This window comes from Streptomyces sp. ITFR-21, assembly GCF_031844685.1.
GTDB lineage: Bacteria > Actinomycetota > Actinomycetes > Streptomycetales > Streptomycetaceae > Actinacidiphila.
The window spans coordinates 3,843,605-3,860,553 of the sequence record NZ_CP134605.1; the positions used below are offsets into that span (position 1 = coordinate 3,843,605).

The following is a 16,949-nucleotide window of genomic DNA, read 5'->3' on the forward strand; positions in this document are numbered from 1 at the left end:
ACCGGCGCGCCCTTCGGCTCACCGGCTACCCGGCTCACCGGCCTCACCGGCTACCCGGCCGGACGTCGGGCGTCAGGCGGACCCAGCGGCGGACCCGGCGGCGGACCCTGCGGCGCCAGGTGGACGCGGGGGCGGGCCGTCGGGCGTAACGGCACCCCAAGGGGGGTGCCCACCGGCGTTGGGGTGCCCGGGGGCGGGAGGGCCGTTGTGGGACGTGGGGGTCGCCGGTGCCGGGGCGGCCTCGGTTGCGCGCCCGGTGGGAGCGGCTGCAAGCATGATGCTTGCAAAAGTTAGCGGGGTGGGGGAAGGTAGGGGGTATGGGTGCGCTGAAGGTGGGAGGGCTCGGGGAGTTCCTGCGGGAGCAGCGGCGCGGTGCGCAGCTGAGTCTGCGGCAGCTCGCGGAGGCGGCCGGGGTGTCGAATCCGTACCTGAGCCAGATCGAGCGCGGGCTGCGCAAGCCCAGCGCCGAGATCCTGCAACAGCTCGCCAAGGCGCTGCGGATATCGGCGGAGACGCTCTACGTGCAGGCGGGAATCCTTGACGCGCGGGAGCGGGGTGAGCTGGAGGTGCCGGCGGTGATTCTCACCGACCCGTTGATCAACGAGCGCCAGAAGCAGGTGCTCATCCAGATCTACGAGTCCTTCCGCAAGGAGAACGCCGCGGCGACCGGCCCGGACGCGGCGCTCGGCGCCGGGGCGGACAGCGCGGAAGCGGGCGGCGCCAACGGCGGCGGTGCCCGTGGGGGCGACGGGGAAGACCCCGCGAACACAGCGGGGAAGACGGGGTAGACAACGACAACGTGACGGGGACGGACGGCCGGGACGCGGCCCGCGTCCCCGTACGGGAGGAACGGCAGAGATGACGATCACCGATGACATCGTGAAGGGCCTCCGCAACCCGACCCCGCTGTACGCGGTCGCGGGTACGGCGGACCTCGCCGCGGAGAAGCTGCGGGAGGTGCCGGGGCTGATCGTGCGGCTCCGGGAGCAGGCGCCGGACCAGATCGGGAAGCTGCGGGCCACCGACCCGAAGGCCGTGCAGGAGCGGGTCACCGCGCAGGCCAAGGACGCGCAGGCGCGGCTGAACACCACCCTCGCCGAGCTGGACCTGAAGGAGCTGCGCGACTTCAAGAAGCTGAGCGAGTCGGTGCAGGACCTGGCGCTCCAGGGCGTCGGCCGGGCCGCCGGGTACGCGGTCAGGGCGCGTGAGACGTACGACGTGCTGGCGCAGCGCGGCAAGGGCGCGGTCGCGACCTGGCGCGGGGAGGCGGCCGACGAGGTGGTGGAGATCGCCGTGGCGGTCGAGCCGAACCCGCAGCCCGCCCCGGACGCCACGCCCGATGTCGCTTCTTCCGGCGTGGCCACCGACCCGGCGACAAACTCTGTGGCGGACTCTGTGACGGACCCCGCCGCCGACCTCGGCGCCCCCGCGGCCAAGCCCGCCGCCGCGAAGAAGCCGGCCGCGCGCAGGACGAGCACGAAGAAGACCGCCGAGTAACCCTGACGGGACCTTGTCGGGGCCGTGGCACCATCACCCGAACGGGTCGGGCACGCTGGGTGAGCCCGACCCGTTGGGTGGGTATGACCGATACGGATGAGACAAGGGCGCCGGCCGGCGCGACGACTTAGGCGGTGGACGGCGTGCTGATCACAGGGTTCTACTCGGTACTGGGGCTGGTCTCCTGGGCGCTTCTGCTGTTCGCGCTCTTCGCGTTCGTCGACGCCGCGTTCCGGCGGCCGGACGCGTACCGGGCCGCGGACAAGAAGAGCAAGACGTTCTGGCTGGTCGTGCTGGGGCTGGCGGCCGTGGTGATGAAGTTCTTCTCGCTCGTCACGATCCTGCCGCTGATCGGCCTCGTCGCGGTGATCGTTTACATGGTGGACGTGCGTCCGGCGATCCGTGGGATAACGGGTGTCGGCGGGGGCCGCCCCAGGGGTCGGCTGCGGCGCGGCGGTGGCGGTGGCGGCGGTGGCAGCAGCAGCGACGGCCCTTACGGCCCGTACAACGGCCGCCGCTGAGACCGAGCCCGGCCAGGGCCCTACCAGGCCCTGCCAAGGGGGTTTGGACCTCAGCCGCGCCGTTCCAGCAGGACGACCGCCACGTCGTCCGTCAACTCGCCGCCGTTCAGCTCCCGTACCTTGCGCACGGCCGCGTCCAGCAGTTCCTCACCGCTGAGGCCGGCCGCGAGCAACCGGGTGACGAGGGCGACCATGCCCTCCTGGCCCAGGCGGCGGGTCCCCTCGCCGACGCGGCCCTCGATCAGCCCGTCGGTGTAGAGCATCAGGCTCCAGTCGCCGTCGAGCCGGACCGGGATACGGTCCCAGCGGGCGTCCGGGAGCAGGCCGAGCGCCGGGCCGCCGTCCTCGTAGGGCAGCAGCGCCGGTAGCCGGCCGGGGCAGGCGAGCAGGGGTGCGGGGTGGCCGGCGAGGTAGAGGCCGGCCGAGCGCGCGTCCGGGGCGATGTCGATCACGGACAGGGTCGCGAAAATCTCCTCGTCGTCCCGTTCGTGGTCCAGCACCTCCTGCAGGGTGCGGAGCAGGGGCTCCCCGCCGATGCCCGCGAAGGTGAGGGCGCGCCAGGCGATGCGCAGTTCGACGCCGAGTGCGGCGGCGTCCGGGCCGTGGCCGCAGACGTCGCCGATCATGGCGTGCACGGTGCCGTCGGGGGTGCGGACGGTGTCGTAGAAGTCGCCGCCGAGCAGGGCGCGGCTGCGGCCGGGGCGGTAGCGGGCGGCGAACCGCAGGCCGGCGGAGCCGTGCAGCAGCGGGGTGGGCAGCAGGCCGCGTTCGAGCCGGGAGTTCTCCTGGGCGAGCAGCCGGGTCTCGGTGAGCTGCCGCTGCGCGAGGTCGGCGCGCTTGCGCTCGACCGCGTAGCGGACGGCCCGGGTGACGGTGGCGGCGTCGATCTCGTGCCGGGCGAGGTGATCCTGCGCGCCGACCCGTACCACCTCGGCGGCCTGCCCCTCGTCGGTGCCGTCGGTGACGACGAGGACGGCGGTGGTGGGCGCGAGCCGCAGCACTCGGCGCAGGGCGTCCAGCGGGTCGGGGGTGTCCGGTGCGGGGGGCGCCGCCGGTTCACCGGGTCCGCCGGTCCCGCCCTGGGCACCGCTACCGCTCGGCCCGCCAGGCCCGCCAGGCCCGCCAGGCCTGGCGGGCCGGGCGGGTGCGCCAAGGGTGCCCGGTACGGCGGAGGGCAGGTCGAGCAGGACGCAGTGCACGTCGTGGTTGAGCAGCCGGTCGGCTGCCGTGAGGTTACGGGCCCGGAGGATACGGACGCGCGGGCCGCTGCCGTCCTGGAACCACGGCGCGGTGAAGGCGCCCGCCGGGTCGTCGCCGATGACCAGCAGGGTGAGGGTGGGGTTCGCGGAGTCCTGCCGCTGGCGCGGGAGCACAACCTGCCCCGCGGCGGCGGGAGCGGCGGCAGTGGCACGGGCCTGGTCCGCGGTACGCGCGGGATCGCCGGTACGGGTCTGGTCCGTCGTACGGGCCCGGTCCGCGTCGTACGCGGGCACGCGTTCGAGGCCCTCCGGCCCGGGAAGCGTGGCCGAGGGCCGTTCGGTGTCACGCTCGGCAGCGGACATCAAGCGACTCCTTCTCCCCGCCCGGGGACGGGGTCCGGGCATTCGGTCAGGTGACCCTAGTGGCAGGGGAGGTCGTCACGGGAGGCCCGCAATCCGGCCGCCAGCGTGATAATCCGTGGCCAGAGCGGGATTTCGAGCGGAAAGCGTGGCTCCGCACATGACAAAGATCACGCGAATGAGCTGCAACCTTGCCCCGGATTTCCTGTCGAACCCCAACGACCCCAAGGGCCCGCCATGGGGTGGAATATCCGTAAAACAGTGGTCGCGGGTGTCCGGGGCGCTCCACCCCCGAGGGTCCGGTCCCGGAAACGGTCGCCGCTGCGAGGACCGGGGGTCGGCCGTGGTGGCCACTGGGCCGGACGCCGCGAGTCCGGCCCGGGTGCCCGTGGAGACCCGCGACCATGACCGGAAAAGACGCCGGCGACGTCTCACCTACGAGAAACCGGCCTTGCGGGAAAGCGTCCACATGGAGTGCCACCTGTCCTCGCGCAGGCGTTTGGTGCTGTTATCGGAAAGGGCGCTGATCATGCCCCAAATGCCGCCGCGGGTCCCGAGCGTGGCGACGGCGGACTCCAGCGCGGGACCGTGGACCGCGATGAGCGCGGCTCCCACCGTGCCCACCGCCGCGCCGCCGGCGGTGAGGAACCGCTTGTGCCTGGCCTGTTCCCTCTCGGCTCGCGAGGCGTGGATCTGTTCTTTGACGTCCAGTCCCAGCCGGACGAGTTGGCGCTCGGAGTCGACGGCGTTCAGCGCCGGACCGAGGTCGAGCAGCTTCAGCCGCAGATAGTCGCGGAACGCGGCGGAGGAGTTGAACGCGCCCACGGTGATCTTGCTGAAGTCACGCAGGCCGACCCCCCCGGGCCTGAACGGCGCGGCTGAACGGCTCGGTGCCGCCCCCGGGAGCGGTCGCGCTGTCCCGTGTCCGCAGCCCGGCAGCGACGTCCCCCGGGCGGGTCGGCTGCTCAGGCCCGCGGCGCCAGCGCCGCCCACGCCACCGTGACCTCGCCCTGGCGCCAGCGGGCCGGGCCGTCGACCACCGGCCAGCCGGACGCGCGCAGGTCCCGTACCGCCCGTGCCCACCGCTGGCGGGCGCCCAGGGCGGACAGTGGGGAGGCTGCGGCCCAGGCGCGGTCGAACGCGGTCAGGAAGGAGTGGACCGGCTCGCCCGGCACATTGCGGTGGATCAGCGCCTTCGGGAGGCGTTCGGCCAGGTCGGAGGGGCGGTCGAGGGAGGCGAGGCGGGTGGCGAAGGTGACCGTGCGGGGGCCTTCGGGGCCGACGGCGACCCAGACGTGGCGCCGCCCGATCTCGTCGCAGGTGCCCTCGACCAGCAGCCCGCCGGGAGCGAGCCGTGCCCGCAGCCGGTCCCAGACGGCGCCGACCTCCGCCTCGCCGTACTGCCGCAGGACGTTCGCCGCCCGGATCAGCACCGGGCGCCGGCCCCCGGGCAGCGGGACCTCGAAGCCGCCGTGCCGGAAGGTCAGGCCGTCCCGGGCGTACGGCTGCGCGGCGGCGACCCGGCCCGGGTCGATCTCGATGCCCACCACCTCGGCGTCCGCCCGGACCGCCCGCAGCCGCCCGAGCAACTCGACGGCCGTCCACGGCGCGGCCCCGTACCCGAGGTCCACGGCGAGCGGGTCGGCGGCGCCGCGCAGCTGCCACCCGCACGTCGCGGCGATCCACCGGTCCATCCGCCGCAACCGGTTCGGATTCGTCGTTCCCCTGGTCACCACCCCGACCGGCCGCACCCCACCCATCCCCCGAGATTAGGCTGCCGCCTGCGATCCCCCTCTAGCGACCCACCCGCACCATCGGCTCCCGCCCTGGGCAAGCCACGGCTCCCGCCCGCGCGAGGGCCCCGGCGTCCGGGAGGGCGCCGCTCCCAGTCCCGGCCCGCGCAGCACGGCGCACGTGCACCCGGCCGTCGAAAAATTAATTGCCTCCCCCACGTATCAGTTCGGCAACAGGGAAATGGAATCCGACATTCCGGCGTTGGGCAAGGTTGACGACGGGGTACGGCTGCCGGAAGGAACGCATGGTGACCACGTACACGTCCCGGCTGGGCGCACTCCGCGGCGCGGCGCCGCGGTGGGGCGGCGGTCGGCGGGTGCGGCGGGTGGCGATGCTGAGCGTGCACACCTCGCCGCTGCACCAGCCCGGTACGGGTGACGCCGGCGGTATGAACGTGTACATCGTGGAGCTGGCCAGACGGCTCGCCGAGCGGGACGTCGAGGTGGAGATCTTCACCCGGGCCACCACCGGCGGCCTGCCCTGCGAGGTGGAGCTGGCGCCGGGGGTGGCGGTGCGGCACGTGGACGCGGGGCCGTACGAGGGGCTGGCCAAGGAGGACCTGCCCGCGCAGCTGTGCGCGTTCACGCACGGCGTGATGCAGGCGTGGGCCGGCCAGCGCCCCGGCTACTACGACCTCGTCCACTCCCACTACTGGCTGTCCGGCCAGGTCGGCTGGCTGGCCGCCCAGCGCTGGGGCGTGCCGCTGGTGCACGCCATGCACACCATGGCCAAGGTGAAGAACGCCGCCCTCGCCGAGGACGACTGCCCGGAGCCGATCGCCCGGGTGATCGGCGAGACGCAGATCGTGGCCGCCGCCGACCGGCTGATCGCCAACACCGACGAGGAGGCGGGCGAGCTGGCCCGGCACTACGCCGCCGCGCCCGGCAAGATCGCGGTGGTGCACCCCGGGGTCAACCTGGACCGTTTCCGGCCGGGCGCCGCCGGTCCCGCGGGCAGCGGCCACGGCGCGGGTGTTGCCGCCGCCGGTCCCGCGGGCCGCGCCGCCGCCCGGGTCCGCCTCGGGCTTCCCGTCGACGCGCTGGTCCCGCTGTTCGTCGGCCGGATACAGCCGCTGAAGGCCCCCGACGTGCTGATCCGCGCGGTCGCGGTGCTGCTGGAGCAGGACCCGGGGCTGCGTGACCGGCTGGTCGTGCCGGTGGTCGGCGGCCCGAGCGGCAGCGGACTGGCCAAGCCGGAGGCCCTGCACAAGCTGGCCGCGCGGCTCGGGGTGTGCGATGTCGTACGGTTCCAGCCGCCGGTGGACCAGGAGCGGCTCGCGGACTGGTACCGGGCGGCGACCGTTCTGGTCATGCCGTCGCACAGCGAGTCCTTCGGGCTGGTCGCCATCGAGGCGCAGGCGTGCGGGACACCGGTGATCGCGGCGGCGGTCGGCGGCCTGTCGGTCGCGGTGCGCGACGGCCGTACCGGACTCCTGGTGGCCGGGCACGACCCGCGCGACTACGCCGCCGCGCTGCGCCGCTTCGTGGACGAGCCGCGGCTGGGGGACGTCCTCGGCGAGGCGGCGGCCCGGCACGCCCGCGACTTCGGCTGGGACACGGCGGCGGCGAACACGGCCGAGGTGTACGCGGAGGCGCAGTACGAGCACCGGCGTCACCTACGATCGGCCCATGGCTGAGCAGCACCGGAGTCCGGAGAGCCCGCGGGACGAACACCATCGGGCCGCCGAACCGCCCCCCGCTGCCGCTGCCGGGCAGGGCGCCGCGCCGGCAGCCGGCGGCGCGGCATCCGGCCGCGGTCCCGGGCCGTACGCCCCCGGCGACCCCGGCCCCGCTTCCGGTGGCGATCCCGCCCCCCGCGGCGCTCCCGATCCCGCCTGGGACGCCTCGCCGGAGGGCGACAGCGGCCCCGACACCCGCTCTGACGCCGAACGCATCGCAGCCCACACACTCGAAGAGGCGTTGCGTGACGCCGAGTTGAGCTGGGAGTCGCCGGCGCCGGGCACGTACGTCACCCAACTTCCGGGCACCCGCAAGCTTTCCACGACCTGTCAGTTCATCGTCGGCCGTCACACCGTCTCGGTCAACGCCTTCGTCATCCGCCGTCCCGACGAGAACCACGAAGTCTTCTACCGCTGGCTGCTGGAGCGCAACCTCCGGCTGTACGGGGTGGGTTACGCGGTGGACAGGCTCGGCGACGTGTACCTGAGCGGGCGGCTGCCGCTCGCCGCGGTCAGCGTGGACGAGATCGACCGGCTGCTCGGCGCGGTGGTCCAGAACGCCGACGGCTCCTTCAACACCCTGCTGGAGCTGGGCTTCGCGTCCGCCATCCGCAAGGAGTACGCGTGGCGGGTGGCGCGCGGCGAGTCCACCCGCAACCTGGCGGCCTTCACCCATCTGACAGGCGAGCAGGCGTAGCCGCCCGCGGCCGACCTGCGACCGCCCACCCGCGGCCGACCGCCTCCACCCCCAACCGCCTCTCGGCGTCTGCCGACTGCCCACCTGCGGCCGACCGCTGCCCGGTGCCTGCCGACCGCCTGCCTGCCTGCCTGCCTGCGGCCACCGCTAACCGCCGACCGCCTGCCTGCGGCCGACCGCTGACCACCGACCGCCGCTACTGCCCCCTGCCAACCGCCCCCGCCAACTGCCCCCCGCCAACCGCTCCCCGGCGTCCGCCCCCCCGCTCCGCGCGGTCCGCCAACTCCCCTGCCCGACAAGCCGACCGCCCTCCCGCGACCGACAAAAGCCCACCGCCCGGGGCCCGTTGCGTGAAAGGCCGCCAGGCGTCCGCCGAAGGCCCGCCGCACCGCCCTGCTATCGTCCGCGATGTTCCAGTACCCCCAGGCGCGGGTCACGGCCCGGCGTAGGCAGATTGGCAGCCCCCTGTGAACCCTGTGAACCCTGTGAACCCCGCGAACTCCCCCCTGAACGGCGCCGCCGACCGCTTCGCGGCCTCCGCCGAACCCGGCCGGGCACTGCGCCTGATCGTCACCGGCGGCGGCACCGGCGGCCATACGTACCCCGCGCTCACCGCGGTCCGCACGCTGCGGGCCAGGCTCGCCGGGGCCGGGCGGGCGCTGGAGGTGCTGTGGGTCGGGACGGCCGACAGCCTGGAGTCGCGCGTCGCGGCCGGTGAGGGGATCCGGTTCGCCTCGGTCGCCACCGGCAAGATCCGCCGCTCCGCCAATCCGCTCAAGCTGGTCTCGCCCGCCAACGTCAGGGACATGGGCCGGGTGCCGCTGGGCGTCGCCCAGGCCCGCCGTATCGTCTCCGGCTTCCAGCCGGACGTGGTGCTGGCCACCGGCGGGTACGTCGCCGTACCGGTCGGCATGGCCGCGAAGATGTGCCGGCGCCCGCTGGTGGTGCACGAGCAGACGGTCCGCCTGGGCCTGGCCAACCGTTCGCTCGCCCGCCGGGCGACCCGCGTGGCTGTGTCCTCGCCCTCGACGCTGCCGCTGCTGCCCGAGTCGGCCCGCGCGACCGCGGCGGTCACCGGCAACCCGGTACGGCCCGAAGTCCTGTCCGGGCAACCGGAGAAGGCGCTCCAGGCGCTCAACCTCCAGTACTTCGACCGCCGGCTGCCCACCGTCTACGTCACCGGCGGCGCCCAGGGGTCGCAGCAGATCAACACCGTCGTACGGGACGTCCTGCCGTGGCTGCTGCCGTACGCCAACGTCATCCACCAGTGCGGGCCGGCCAACCTCGCCGAACTCCGGCGCCACACCGCGTCGTTGCCCGGCGAACTCGCCTCCCGCTACTTGCTGACCGGGTACGTCGGCCCCGAGCTGCCCGACGTCCTCGCCCTCGCCGACCTGGTGATCTCCCGCAGCGGCGCCGGCACGATCGCCGAGCTGACCGCGCTCGGCAAGGCCGCCGTCCTCATCCCGCTCGCCACCGCGGCCGGCAACGAACAGGCCCACAACGCCCGCCACTTGGAAGAGGCCGGCGCGGCGGTCGCCCTCGTCGGCGAGGTCACCCCGGACCGCCTGCGCGACGCCGTCGCCCCGCTGCTCACCGACCCGTCCCGCCGCTCCGCGATGGCCGAACGCGCCCGCGCCCAGGGCCGCCCCGACGCCGCCGACCGCCTCGTCGACGTCCTCCTCTCCGTCGTTCCGGTCAACTTCTACGAGCCCCAGCGGTAGCGCCGTACGCGGGTACGGGCGGGGAGCCAGGGCCTGTCATACGCACGCACCGCCGCACCTCCGTCGCGCGGGCGCCCGACGGGAGCGGCCCGGCGGCGGGTTCCCCGGACAGCACGAACCGGCGGCACGAACCGGCGGCACGAACCGGTGGTGGCTCCGGTGGTGAAATCCGCTCGACCACCGCGGTGTACGACGAGAGCGGGGCGAACAGGGGCACGGCCCCGCGCGCGGGACAGCCGGATCGCGCCCCGCCCTCCGGTCCGGCCGCCCTGCCCGCCCCGCCCTTTCCCGTAGCGCAGGTCCGCCACCGGACGCATCCCTCATGTCATGAATTGAAGATTTCTTCACTTGGTGACATAGTACGCGATGGCGGCGCTGCCGGGTCGCCGTGCCCCGCGAGGCGCCGCTGACGGCCCGTGACCAGGGCGTCGAGGTCACCCCGGTCGGGGGACGAGAAGCGGATGGGGAGCTGAGGACTGTGCCGGTCCCGTTGTACCAAGCGAAGGCGGAGTTCTTCAGGATGCTCGGGCACCCCGTGCGGATCCGGGTGCTGGAGCTGTTGCAGGACGGTCCGATGCCCGTACGCGACCTGCTCGCGAACATCGAGGTCGAGCGTTCCAACCTGTCCCAGCAGCTCGCGGTGCTGCGGCGCTCGGGCATCGTGGTCTCCACCCGGGAGGCCGACACCGTCACCTACGCGCTCGCGGGCACCGACGTCGCCGATCTGATGCGTGCCGCCCGCCGGATCCTGACCGAGCTGCTGGCGGGGCAGCAGGATCTCCTGGCCGAACTCCGCGAAGCCGAGGCCGCGGCAGGTCGGGTCGCGTGAACGCCCGGCAGATCGGCGCGGCCGCGCTGGACCGGCTCCGTTCGGTGCTGCCAAACCGGCGGACCCTGGCCACCATGGGCCGCTCCCCGCGCAAGGACCTGACGGCCGGACTGACCGTCGCGATCGTCGCGCTGCCCCTGGCCCTCGGATTCGGCATCTCGTCGGGTGCGGGGGCGGAGGCCGGCCTGGTCACCGCCGTGATCGCCGGGACGGTCGCGGCGGTGTTCGGCGGCTCCAACCTCCAGGTGACCGGTCCGACCGGCGCCATGACCGTGGTCCTGGTCCCGATCGTCCACCGGTACGGACTGAACGGCGTGCTGACGGTCGGCCTGCTCGCCGGGGTGCTCCTGATCGTCCTGGCGCTGGCCCGAGCCGGGCGGTGGATGGCGTACGTGCCGGTCCCGGTGGTGGAGGGCTTCACCCTGGGCATCGCCGCCGTCATCGCCCTCCAGCAGGTCCCTGCCGCTCTCGGCGTGAAGGCCCCGGCCGGCGACAACCCGGCCGTGGTCGCGGCCAGGGCCGCCCGGGACTTCGCCGCGGACCCCGGCTGGACCGCCGCCTTGATGGCCGCCGGCGTCGTCGCTCTGATGCTCCTCGGCGCGCGTCTGCGGCCCTCGGTGCCGTTCTCCCTGGTGGCCGTCGTTCTCGCGACCCTGCTCGTCCGGTCCGCCCACCTGCACGTCGCCACGATCGGGCACCTGCCCGCCGGCCTCCCCGCCCCCTCGCTGTCGTTCGTGGAGGCCGGGCAGGTGCTTGGGCTGCTGCCCTCCGCGCTGGCCGTCGCCGTACTCGCGGCGCTGGAGTCGCTGATGTCGGCCTCGGCCGCCGACGCGATGAGCGTGGCGGAACGGCACGACAGCAACCGGGAGCTGTTCGGGCAGGGGCTGGCCAATCTGGCCGCGCCGCTGTTCGGCGGGGTCGCCGCGACGGGCGCCATCGCCCGTACCGCCGTCAACGTCCGCACCGGCGCGGTCTCACGCCTGTCCGCCCTGGTCCACGCCGCGGTGCTCATGGTGATCGTGCTCGCCGCCGCCCCCCTGGTCGCGGGCATCCCGCTGGCCGCGCTGGCGGGAGTGCTGATCGCCACCGCGGTCCGCATGGTCGAGGTCGGCTCGCTGAGGGCGCTGGCCCGCTCGGGGCGCGGCGAGGCCCTGGTCATGGGGCTGACCGCCGTGGTCACTCTGGCCTCCACGCTGGTCAACGCCGTCATCGTCGGCCTCCTGGCCGCCGGCGTTCTCGCGCTCCGCCAGGTCGCCCGCGCGGCCCGGCTGGACCAGGTCCCGCTGTACGCGGACCTGATCCCGGCCGACCACCACGAGGAGGAGCAGCGGCTGCTGGCGGAACACATCGTCGCCTACCGGATCGACGGCCCGCTGCTGTTCACCGCCGCCCACCGCTTCCTGCTGGAGCTCACCGAGCAGGCCGACATCCGCGTGGTGATCCTGCGGATGTCGCGGGTGTCCGCGCTGGACTCCTCCGGCGCGAAGGTGCTGGGCGACGCGATCGACAAGCTCAGCCGCCGCGGCACCCTGGTCCTGGTCTCCGGAGTACGCGAGGACCACCGCAGCCGCCTGAACGCCCTCGGCGTCCTGGACCGGCTGCACGAAGCCGGCCGCGTCTTCCCCGGCACACCTGAGGCCATCGCCTACGCCCGAGCCCACCTCCACGGCACCGGCCTGCTCCCCGACCCGCCCCACCCCGAGCAGGCCGCCGCGGTCCGGTGAGCTCCACCGCGTCACCCGCCGGCTCGGCCCGGTCCCTGCGCCGCGGAGGTGTCGAGTCGCCCGCACGGCGTGTCGCGCGGGTCGGTCACGGCCATGAGGGCGTCGATGCCCAGCACCGCCGCCCACACCACTTTGCCGGGACCGTCCCGGTCGGTGACGCCCCAACAGCCGTCGGTGACCGCGTCCACGATGGTGAGCCCCCGGCCGTGTTCTGCGGTGGGGTCCAGGGCGGTGTTGACGGCCGGGCGCTCCGGGCGGGCGTCGTGCACTTCGAGGATCACGCCCTGGTCCGCCCGGAGAAAGCTGGTGCCGATCTCGTGGTCGGTGAGGCGGCCGTGGCGGTGCGCGTTGGTCATGAGTTCGGACAGCACCAGCGCGGCGTCGTCGGCCAGTTCGGCCATGCCCCACTCAGCGAGCTGATCGGTGAGCGTGTGGCGAGCCCGGTGGACACCGGCCGGGGTGGCCGGCCACAGCCGCTGCGGGGGCGTGTAGACCCGCGGCTGGTCTTTCTCGTAGTCCGTGGACATCACCACCGCGATCGGGACTCCCATGTCGTGCCTGGCCTTTCTGAGTTTCATCATTTTGCCGTTGGGGCTTCAGGTGGCCCTTGTTACTCCTAGGCTGAACTGCCTCGACGGTGCGTAACAAGGACCGGGCGTCTCCGGACGCGTCCGAATACTGAAGAGGGTGAGCCATGGGCCGAGCGGAGGAAGAGCTGCCGGAGGGTTCGTGGCTGCGCTTCTACGGCGAGGAGCCACGGGCGGCGCGCGAGGCCAAGGGACTGACCCTGCGGGCGCTGGCCGCCTGCACCGGCTACAGCTTCCGGCAGGTCGGGAACGTGGAGGCGGCGCGGCGGACACCGTCGCTGGAGTCCAGCAGGGAGGTGGACGCGGCACTGGAGACGGGGGACCGGTTCCAGCGGATCCTGCAGCGGGTGTTGGCTGACACGCATCCGGAGTGGTACCGGGGCGCCGCCAAGGAGGAGCGGCGGGCCGCCAGGATCCGGATCTACGAGGCGCAGGTCACCCCTGGGTCCTGACGACCATGCCGGGCTCGACGGCTCGTTCAGGATCTGGAGCTACGAAGAGCGCAATGACGTGGTTGACGAGGAGGGAATGCCGAGTGGCCGGATTATGGAGAGGCGTGAGGACGTGGTTGCGGCTGACTCAGCCTACGATCTCCCGCAACCGGTGGCCCTGGACCCGGGCGAGTCGCTTGATCTCATCCGTTCCGTTGCGAAGGGCGAGTACAGCGCATGGCCAACGACACGTCGCACGGGCTGGACTGGTACAAGTCGAGTTGAAGCGGAGGTCAGGGCGGCAACTGCGTGGAGGTCGGCCGGTGGCGTAAGACCACGCACAGCAACGCCGCCGGTGGCGACTGCGTGGAGGTCGCCGGCGTCGTGCCCGGCGTCGTGCCCGGCGTCGTGCCCGTCAGGGACAGCAAGGACCCCGAGGTCCGCACCTGGCGCTCACCCCGGCCGGCTGGACCGCCTTCCTCACCGCTCTCAGGGCGGACCGCTTCTCCCGCTCACCCCGCGCCGGAGTCGCGACCCCGTCGGGCCCTGCCGGAGCACTCCGGCAGGGTCCGACGGGGTCGGCAGGGCCCGTCGCCCCGCCGGGGTCAGCGGAAGGGGCGCGTACCGCTGAGGGCGCCCGGGAGGCGTCCGGGAGGTTCCACTACCCTCGATGGCATGGCTGCTGCTGCGTACAAGCTGATCCTGCTCCGCCACGGCGAGAGCGAGTGGAACGCGAAGAACCTGTTCACCGGGTGGGTGGACGTCAATCTCAACGACAAGGGCGAGAAGGAGGCGATCCGGGGCGGCGAGCTGCTCAAGGACGCCGGCCTGCTCCCGGACGTACTGCACACCTCGGTCCTGAAGCGGGCGATCCGTACCTCGCAGCTCGCCCTGGAGGCGGCCGACCGGCTCTGGATCCCGGTCCGCCGCTCCTGGCGGCTCAACGAGCGGCACTACGGCGCGCTCCAGGGCAAGGACAAGGCGCAGACCCTCGCGGAGTTCGGCGAGGAGCAGTTCATGCTCTGGCGCCGCTCCTACGACACCCCGCCGCCGGTCCTCGCCGACGGCGGCGAGTTCTCCCAGTCCGACGACCCCCGCTACGCCCCGATCCCGCCGGAGCTCCGCCCGCGCACCGAGTGCCTCAAGGACGTCGTCGACCGGATGCTGCCCTACTGGTACGACGGCATCGTCCCCGACCTCCTCGCCGGCCGCACGGTCCTCGTCGCCGCCCACGGCAACTCCCTGCGCGCCCTCGTCAAGCACCTCGACAACATCTCCGACGCCGACATCGCCGGCCTCAACATCCCCACCGGCATCCCCCTCGCCTACGACCTGGACGCCTCCTTCCGCCCCCTCACCCCTGGCGGCACCTACCTCGACCCGGACGCCGCGGCGGCCTCCATCGAGGCCGTGAAGAACCAGGGCAAGAAGTAGTCCTTAGCGCGATCATGCCCCCTGTCTGCGGGTTCTCCCGCAAACAGGGGGCACGTCTGCGTCCGGGGGACGACTCACCGCTCGTCTCCGGTCAGTTACCGGACACCCGGCCGACTCGGTTCCCGGACACCCGGCCGACACCTTCACGCTCCGGCGGACCCCGACGGTACAGCGGCGCAGGGCCTGTCGTTCCGGTCGGGAACGCGCCCGCGGTACGGGGTCGGGCTTCTCGGCTGTTCCGCCGGCCTTGACGGAATCATCCTGGTAGGGGGGAGACATCCAGCGTACGGTTTGAGTGACCATGGGGACGTCTACCGTCCCAGGGAGAGTTGAAACTGCATCGAGAGAGTGAGGACGCCGTGCTGTTGAGGTTCCGCGTCACCAACCACAAGTCCATCCGAGACACCGCTGAACTTGTCCTCACCACGGCCGACTTTGATGCGATTCGCCCGAAGGACGGGGACTGGGATTCCGTCACCAACCGAATCGCCGGCCTCTTCGGAGCCAATGCCTCCGGCAAGACCACTGTTCTTGAGGCGATGGCGTTCGCGGTGAACGCGATCAACAGGTCGGCGACGTGGAGCAGCCGCGAGGAGTTCCCGCACCATCCGTTTATGCTCGACGATCATTCGAAGACCGAGACATCGGCCTACGAATTCGACTTCACCGACGGCGGAATTCGCCATGTGTACGGCTTCGAGATCGACTCGGCCGGGGTTGCCTCGGAGTGGTTGAGTGCCTTCCCCGAAGGGCGACGCCGAGTGCTGTTCGATCGGGCGGGTCCGGCCCCGGAAGAGATCACCTTCAGTAGGAACCTCAAGGGCGAGAACGTGCGCATCTCGCGCCTCATGGCCGGAAGAAATCTTTACCTGTCGGTGGCCGCGATGGCCAATCACCCCTACCTGAGGCGCATCCACTATTACCTGACCCGGCATGTGCGGTATGCGGCGTTCTCGGAATTCAACCAGCATGGAAGAATTCAGGCGGTAAAGAAGTGGATCGAGAACCAGGAGGTTCTCGCTGAGGCGCAGAGCTTGCTGCGCTTCGCCGATCTCGGGATTTCTCGCATTTCGCTCGACAGGGTCGATATAGATGAAAACACTGAAAGCGCGATGCGGCGGACCATGCGCGCCCTCCTTGACGACGGAGAGGATGAGGAGGAGCGCTTCGCGGACTTCCTTGAGAGGCAGCGGAACGTCATCAGCTTCTGGCATGAAGGCGGATCTCACGCCGGTGCCCAGAAACTCGATATCAGTGATGAGAGCAGTGGCACCGTAGCGTGGCTCTCCTTGGCGCTGCCGGCGCTGCGAGAGATCAGGTCCGGTGGTGTGCTTCTGGTGGACGAGCTGGACGCCAGTCTGCACCCCCGCCTGGCATCAGCGCTGATCTCACTCTTCAAGTCCCCTGAGATCAACACCCGCGGGGCACAGATGATCTTCACGTCGCATGACACCTCCCTTATGGGGCACCTGTCGGGAGACAGCCTCGAACCGGAGGACGTCTGGTTCTCCGAGAAGGCCGACGACGGTTCCACCGGTATCTATCCCCTCACTGACTTCCCGGTGAAGAAGGACCAGAACATCGAACGGCGTTACCTCGGCGGCCGGTACGGCGCGGTTCCGGCGATCGCCTGGGAAGAGCTGCGTTCCACCCTGGCAGAGGTCAGCGCGTGAGCGGCCGACAGCTCCGGGGGTCGCAGAAGATCGCCAAGTCGAAGCAGAAGCGCAATGAGCACCGAAAGATCCTGATCGCCACCGAGGGGGTCAACACCGAGCCGCAGTACTTCGAAAGGTTTGCGGCTTTACTCAAGGCCAAGGCGGTACGAGTCGTCAGTCTGAAGCCTGTCGGGGTGGGCCGGGATCCGCTGAGCGTGGTGAAAGAGGCGGATCGGCGCAGTGGTATTGAAAGGAGAGCCGGAGATCCTTTTGACGAGGTCTGGTGCGTCGTCGACGTCGATGAACATGCGACTCTGCAAAGGGCCTGCGCGGAAGCGGGTAGACTGAGAATTGATATGGCCATCAGCGCACCCAGCTTCGAGATCTGGTTGCTCTGGCATTTCGAGGACAGAATGGTAGAGACGGACGCGCGCACGCTGTCGCGCACACTGAAGAGAAAATGGGGGTTTTCCGACAAGAGCATGCCCGATGGTTTCCCTTATGCCGAGTACGATTCGGCGCTCAAGCGGGCGGGTAAATGTGAGGAGGTACGGGTGAGGCATGCTCCGCCAAATCCTTCCAGCTCGGTATCGTCCCTCGTTGAGGCGCTCATAAAGGTGTATACCGAAGAGAATCGCAGTCACGACAGCGGGGTCATGTGAGCGTTGCGGGCACCGGCCGGCAGACGGCTCCGCTTCCCGTCCGTGCGTGGCCGACCGCGTGACGGCGTCCGATGACCGGCGGCGGACCGGTGCGCTCACCTGCGAGTCAAGGGCATCCGGCTGGTTGCCCGCGGGCCGGCGCCGCCGGGGCCGGGGG

The 16,949-nt window shown here is 72.0% G+C and carries 16 protein-coding genes and 1 pseudogene; 13 read left to right on the plus strand and 4 right to left on the minus strand.

From position 1 onward, the window contains the following. The first annotated feature begins 317 nt into the window (after positions 1-317). The 3 genes from RLT57_RS16885 (at position 318) to RLT57_RS16895 (ending at position 2,018) form a co-directional block, all read left to right on the plus strand. Complete coding sequence (locus RLT57_RS16885; protein ID WP_311298233.1) at positions 318-788, plus strand: helix-turn-helix domain-containing protein; 471 nt, start codon at positions 318-320, stop codon at positions 786-788. Positions 789-858: 70 nt separating this feature from the next. Continuing rightward, complete coding sequence (locus RLT57_RS16890; protein ID WP_311298234.1) at positions 859-1,497, plus strand: hypothetical protein; 639 nt, start codon at positions 859-861, stop codon at positions 1,495-1,497. 143 nt (positions 1,498-1,640) lie between these two features. Beyond that, positions 1,641-2,018 carry a DUF2516 family protein gene (locus RLT57_RS16895; RefSeq protein ID WP_311298235.1) on the plus strand — a complete coding sequence of 126 codons (378 nt, stop codon included), beginning with the start codon at positions 1,641-1,643 and terminating at the stop codon, positions 2,016-2,018. A 50-nt stretch (positions 2,019-2,068) separates the two neighbouring features. Here RLT57_RS16895 and RLT57_RS16900 read toward each other — a convergent pair whose 3' ends face one another. The 3 genes from RLT57_RS16900 to RLT57_RS16910 all read right to left on the minus strand — a co-directional run bounded on the left by RLT57_RS16900 (position 2,069) and on the right by RLT57_RS16910 (position 5,337). Then, the gene (locus RLT57_RS16900; protein WP_311298236.1) at positions 2,069-3,580 is read right to left on the minus strand and encodes a PP2C family protein-serine/threonine phosphatase; all 1,512 of its coding nucleotides are present in this window, start codon (positions 3,578-3,580) and stop codon (positions 2,069-2,071) included. Between the two features lie 432 nt (positions 3,581-4,012). After that, on the minus strand, positions 4,013-4,402 hold the full coding sequence (locus RLT57_RS16905) for a hypothetical protein (protein WP_311298237.1): 390 nt from the start codon (positions 4,400-4,402) through the stop codon (positions 4,013-4,015). Positions 4,403-4,542: 140 nt separating this feature from the next. Then, a complete protein-coding gene (locus RLT57_RS16910) occupies positions 4,543-5,337 on the minus strand; it encodes a class I SAM-dependent methyltransferase (RefSeq protein WP_311298238.1) in 795 nt (264 codons plus the stop codon). A gap of 281 nt (positions 5,338-5,618) precedes the next feature. On the opposite strand from RLT57_RS16910, the gene mshA reads away from it, so the two are divergent. The 5 genes from mshA to RLT57_RS16935 all read left to right on the plus strand — a co-directional run bounded on the left by mshA (position 5,619) and on the right by RLT57_RS16935 (position 12,023). Further along, positions 5,619-7,007, plus strand: coding sequence for a D-inositol-3-phosphate glycosyltransferase (mshA, locus tag RLT57_RS16915; RefSeq protein ID WP_311298239.1), 1,389 nt, complete (start codon positions 5,619-5,621; stop codon positions 7,005-7,007). Positions 7,008-7,263: 256 nt separating this feature from the next. Beyond that, positions 7,264-7,746, plus strand: coding sequence for a YbjN domain-containing protein (locus RLT57_RS16920; RefSeq protein WP_311300740.1), 483 nt, complete (start codon positions 7,264-7,266; stop codon positions 7,744-7,746). A gap of 557 nt (positions 7,747-8,303) precedes the next feature. After that, a complete protein-coding gene (locus tag RLT57_RS16925) occupies positions 8,304-9,470 on the plus strand; it encodes a UDP-N-acetylglucosamine--N-acetylmuramyl-(pentapeptide) pyrophosphoryl-undecaprenol N-acetylglucosamine transferase (RefSeq protein WP_311300741.1) in 1,167 nt (388 codons plus the stop codon). A 478-nt stretch (positions 9,471-9,948) separates the two neighbouring features. Next, entirely contained in the window at positions 9,949-10,299 is a 351-nt protein-coding gene (locus tag RLT57_RS16930; protein WP_311298240.1) for an ArsR/SmtB family transcription factor, read from the plus strand. Between the two features lie 74 nt (positions 10,300-10,373). Then, a complete protein-coding gene (locus RLT57_RS16935) occupies positions 10,374-12,023 on the plus strand; it encodes a SulP family inorganic anion transporter (protein WP_311300742.1) in 1,650 nt (549 codons plus the stop codon). Positions 12,024-12,034: 11 nt separating this feature from the next. Here the strand turns inward: RLT57_RS16935 and RLT57_RS16940 are convergent, their stop codons facing one another. Continuing rightward, entirely contained in the window at positions 12,035-12,604 is a 570-nt protein-coding gene (locus RLT57_RS16940; protein ID WP_311298241.1) for an ATP-binding protein, read from the minus strand. Positions 12,605-12,717: 113 nt separating this feature from the next. On the opposite strand from RLT57_RS16940, the gene RLT57_RS16945 reads away from it, so the two are divergent. From RLT57_RS16945 to RLT57_RS16960, 5 genes and pseudogenes are all read left to right on the plus strand, one after another. Next, the gene (locus RLT57_RS16945) at positions 12,718-13,062 is read left to right on the plus strand and encodes a helix-turn-helix domain-containing protein (RefSeq protein WP_311298242.1); all 345 of its coding nucleotides are present in this window, start codon (positions 12,718-12,720) and stop codon (positions 13,060-13,062) included. Positions 13,063-13,093: 31 nt separating this feature from the next. Continuing rightward, a pseudogene (locus RLT57_RS33395) lies at positions 13,094-13,192 on the plus strand (hypothetical protein); the annotation flags it as partial. 524 nt (positions 13,193-13,716) lie between these two features. Next, positions 13,717-14,475: a phosphoglyceromutase gene (locus tag RLT57_RS16950; RefSeq protein WP_311300743.1), complete on the plus strand. Its 759-nt coding sequence runs from the start codon at positions 13,717-13,719 to the stop codon at positions 14,473-14,475. A gap of 329 nt (positions 14,476-14,804) precedes the next feature. Beyond that, positions 14,805-16,148 carry an AAA family ATPase gene (locus RLT57_RS16955; RefSeq protein ID WP_311298243.1) on the plus strand — a complete coding sequence of 448 codons (1,344 nt, stop codon included), beginning with the start codon at positions 14,805-14,807 and terminating at the stop codon, positions 16,146-16,148. Then, a complete protein-coding gene (locus RLT57_RS16960; protein WP_311298244.1) occupies positions 16,145-16,792 on the plus strand; it encodes an RloB family protein in 648 nt (215 codons plus the stop codon). The genes RLT57_RS16955 and RLT57_RS16960 overlap by 4 nt, the downstream gene beginning before the upstream one ends. Positions 16,793-16,949 lie beyond the last annotated feature (157 nt).

Excerpts from the sequence above, each read along its gene's own strand:
- RLT57_RS16890 (WP_311298234.1), top strand. The coding sequence starts at position 859 with ATGACGATCACCGATGACATCGTGAAGGGCCTCCGCAACCCGACCCCG.
- RLT57_RS16885 (WP_311298233.1), top strand. The coding sequence starts at position 318 with ATGGGTGCGCTGAAGGTGGGAGGGCTCGGGGAGTTCCTGCGGGAGCAG.
- RLT57_RS16940 (WP_311298241.1), bottom strand. The coding sequence starts at position 12,604 with ATGATGAAACTCAGAAAGGCCAGGCACGACATGGGAGTCCCGATCGCG.
- RLT57_RS16950 (WP_311300743.1), top strand. The coding sequence starts at position 13,717 with ATGGCTGCTGCTGCGTACAAGCTGATCCTGCTCCGCCACGGCGAGAGC.
- RLT57_RS16910 (WP_311298238.1), bottom strand. The coding sequence starts at position 5,337 with ATGGGTGGGGTGCGGCCGGTCGGGGTGGTGACCAGGGGAACGACGAAT.
- RLT57_RS16935 (WP_311300742.1), top strand. The coding sequence starts at position 10,374 with ATGGGCCGCTCCCCGCGCAAGGACCTGACGGCCGGACTGACCGTCGCG.
- RLT57_RS16900 (WP_311298236.1), bottom strand. The coding sequence starts at position 3,580 with ATGTCCGCTGCCGAGCGTGACACCGAACGGCCCTCGGCCACGCTTCCC.
- RLT57_RS16945 (WP_311298242.1), top strand. The coding sequence starts at position 12,718 with ATGGGCCGAGCGGAGGAAGAGCTGCCGGAGGGTTCGTGGCTGCGCTTC.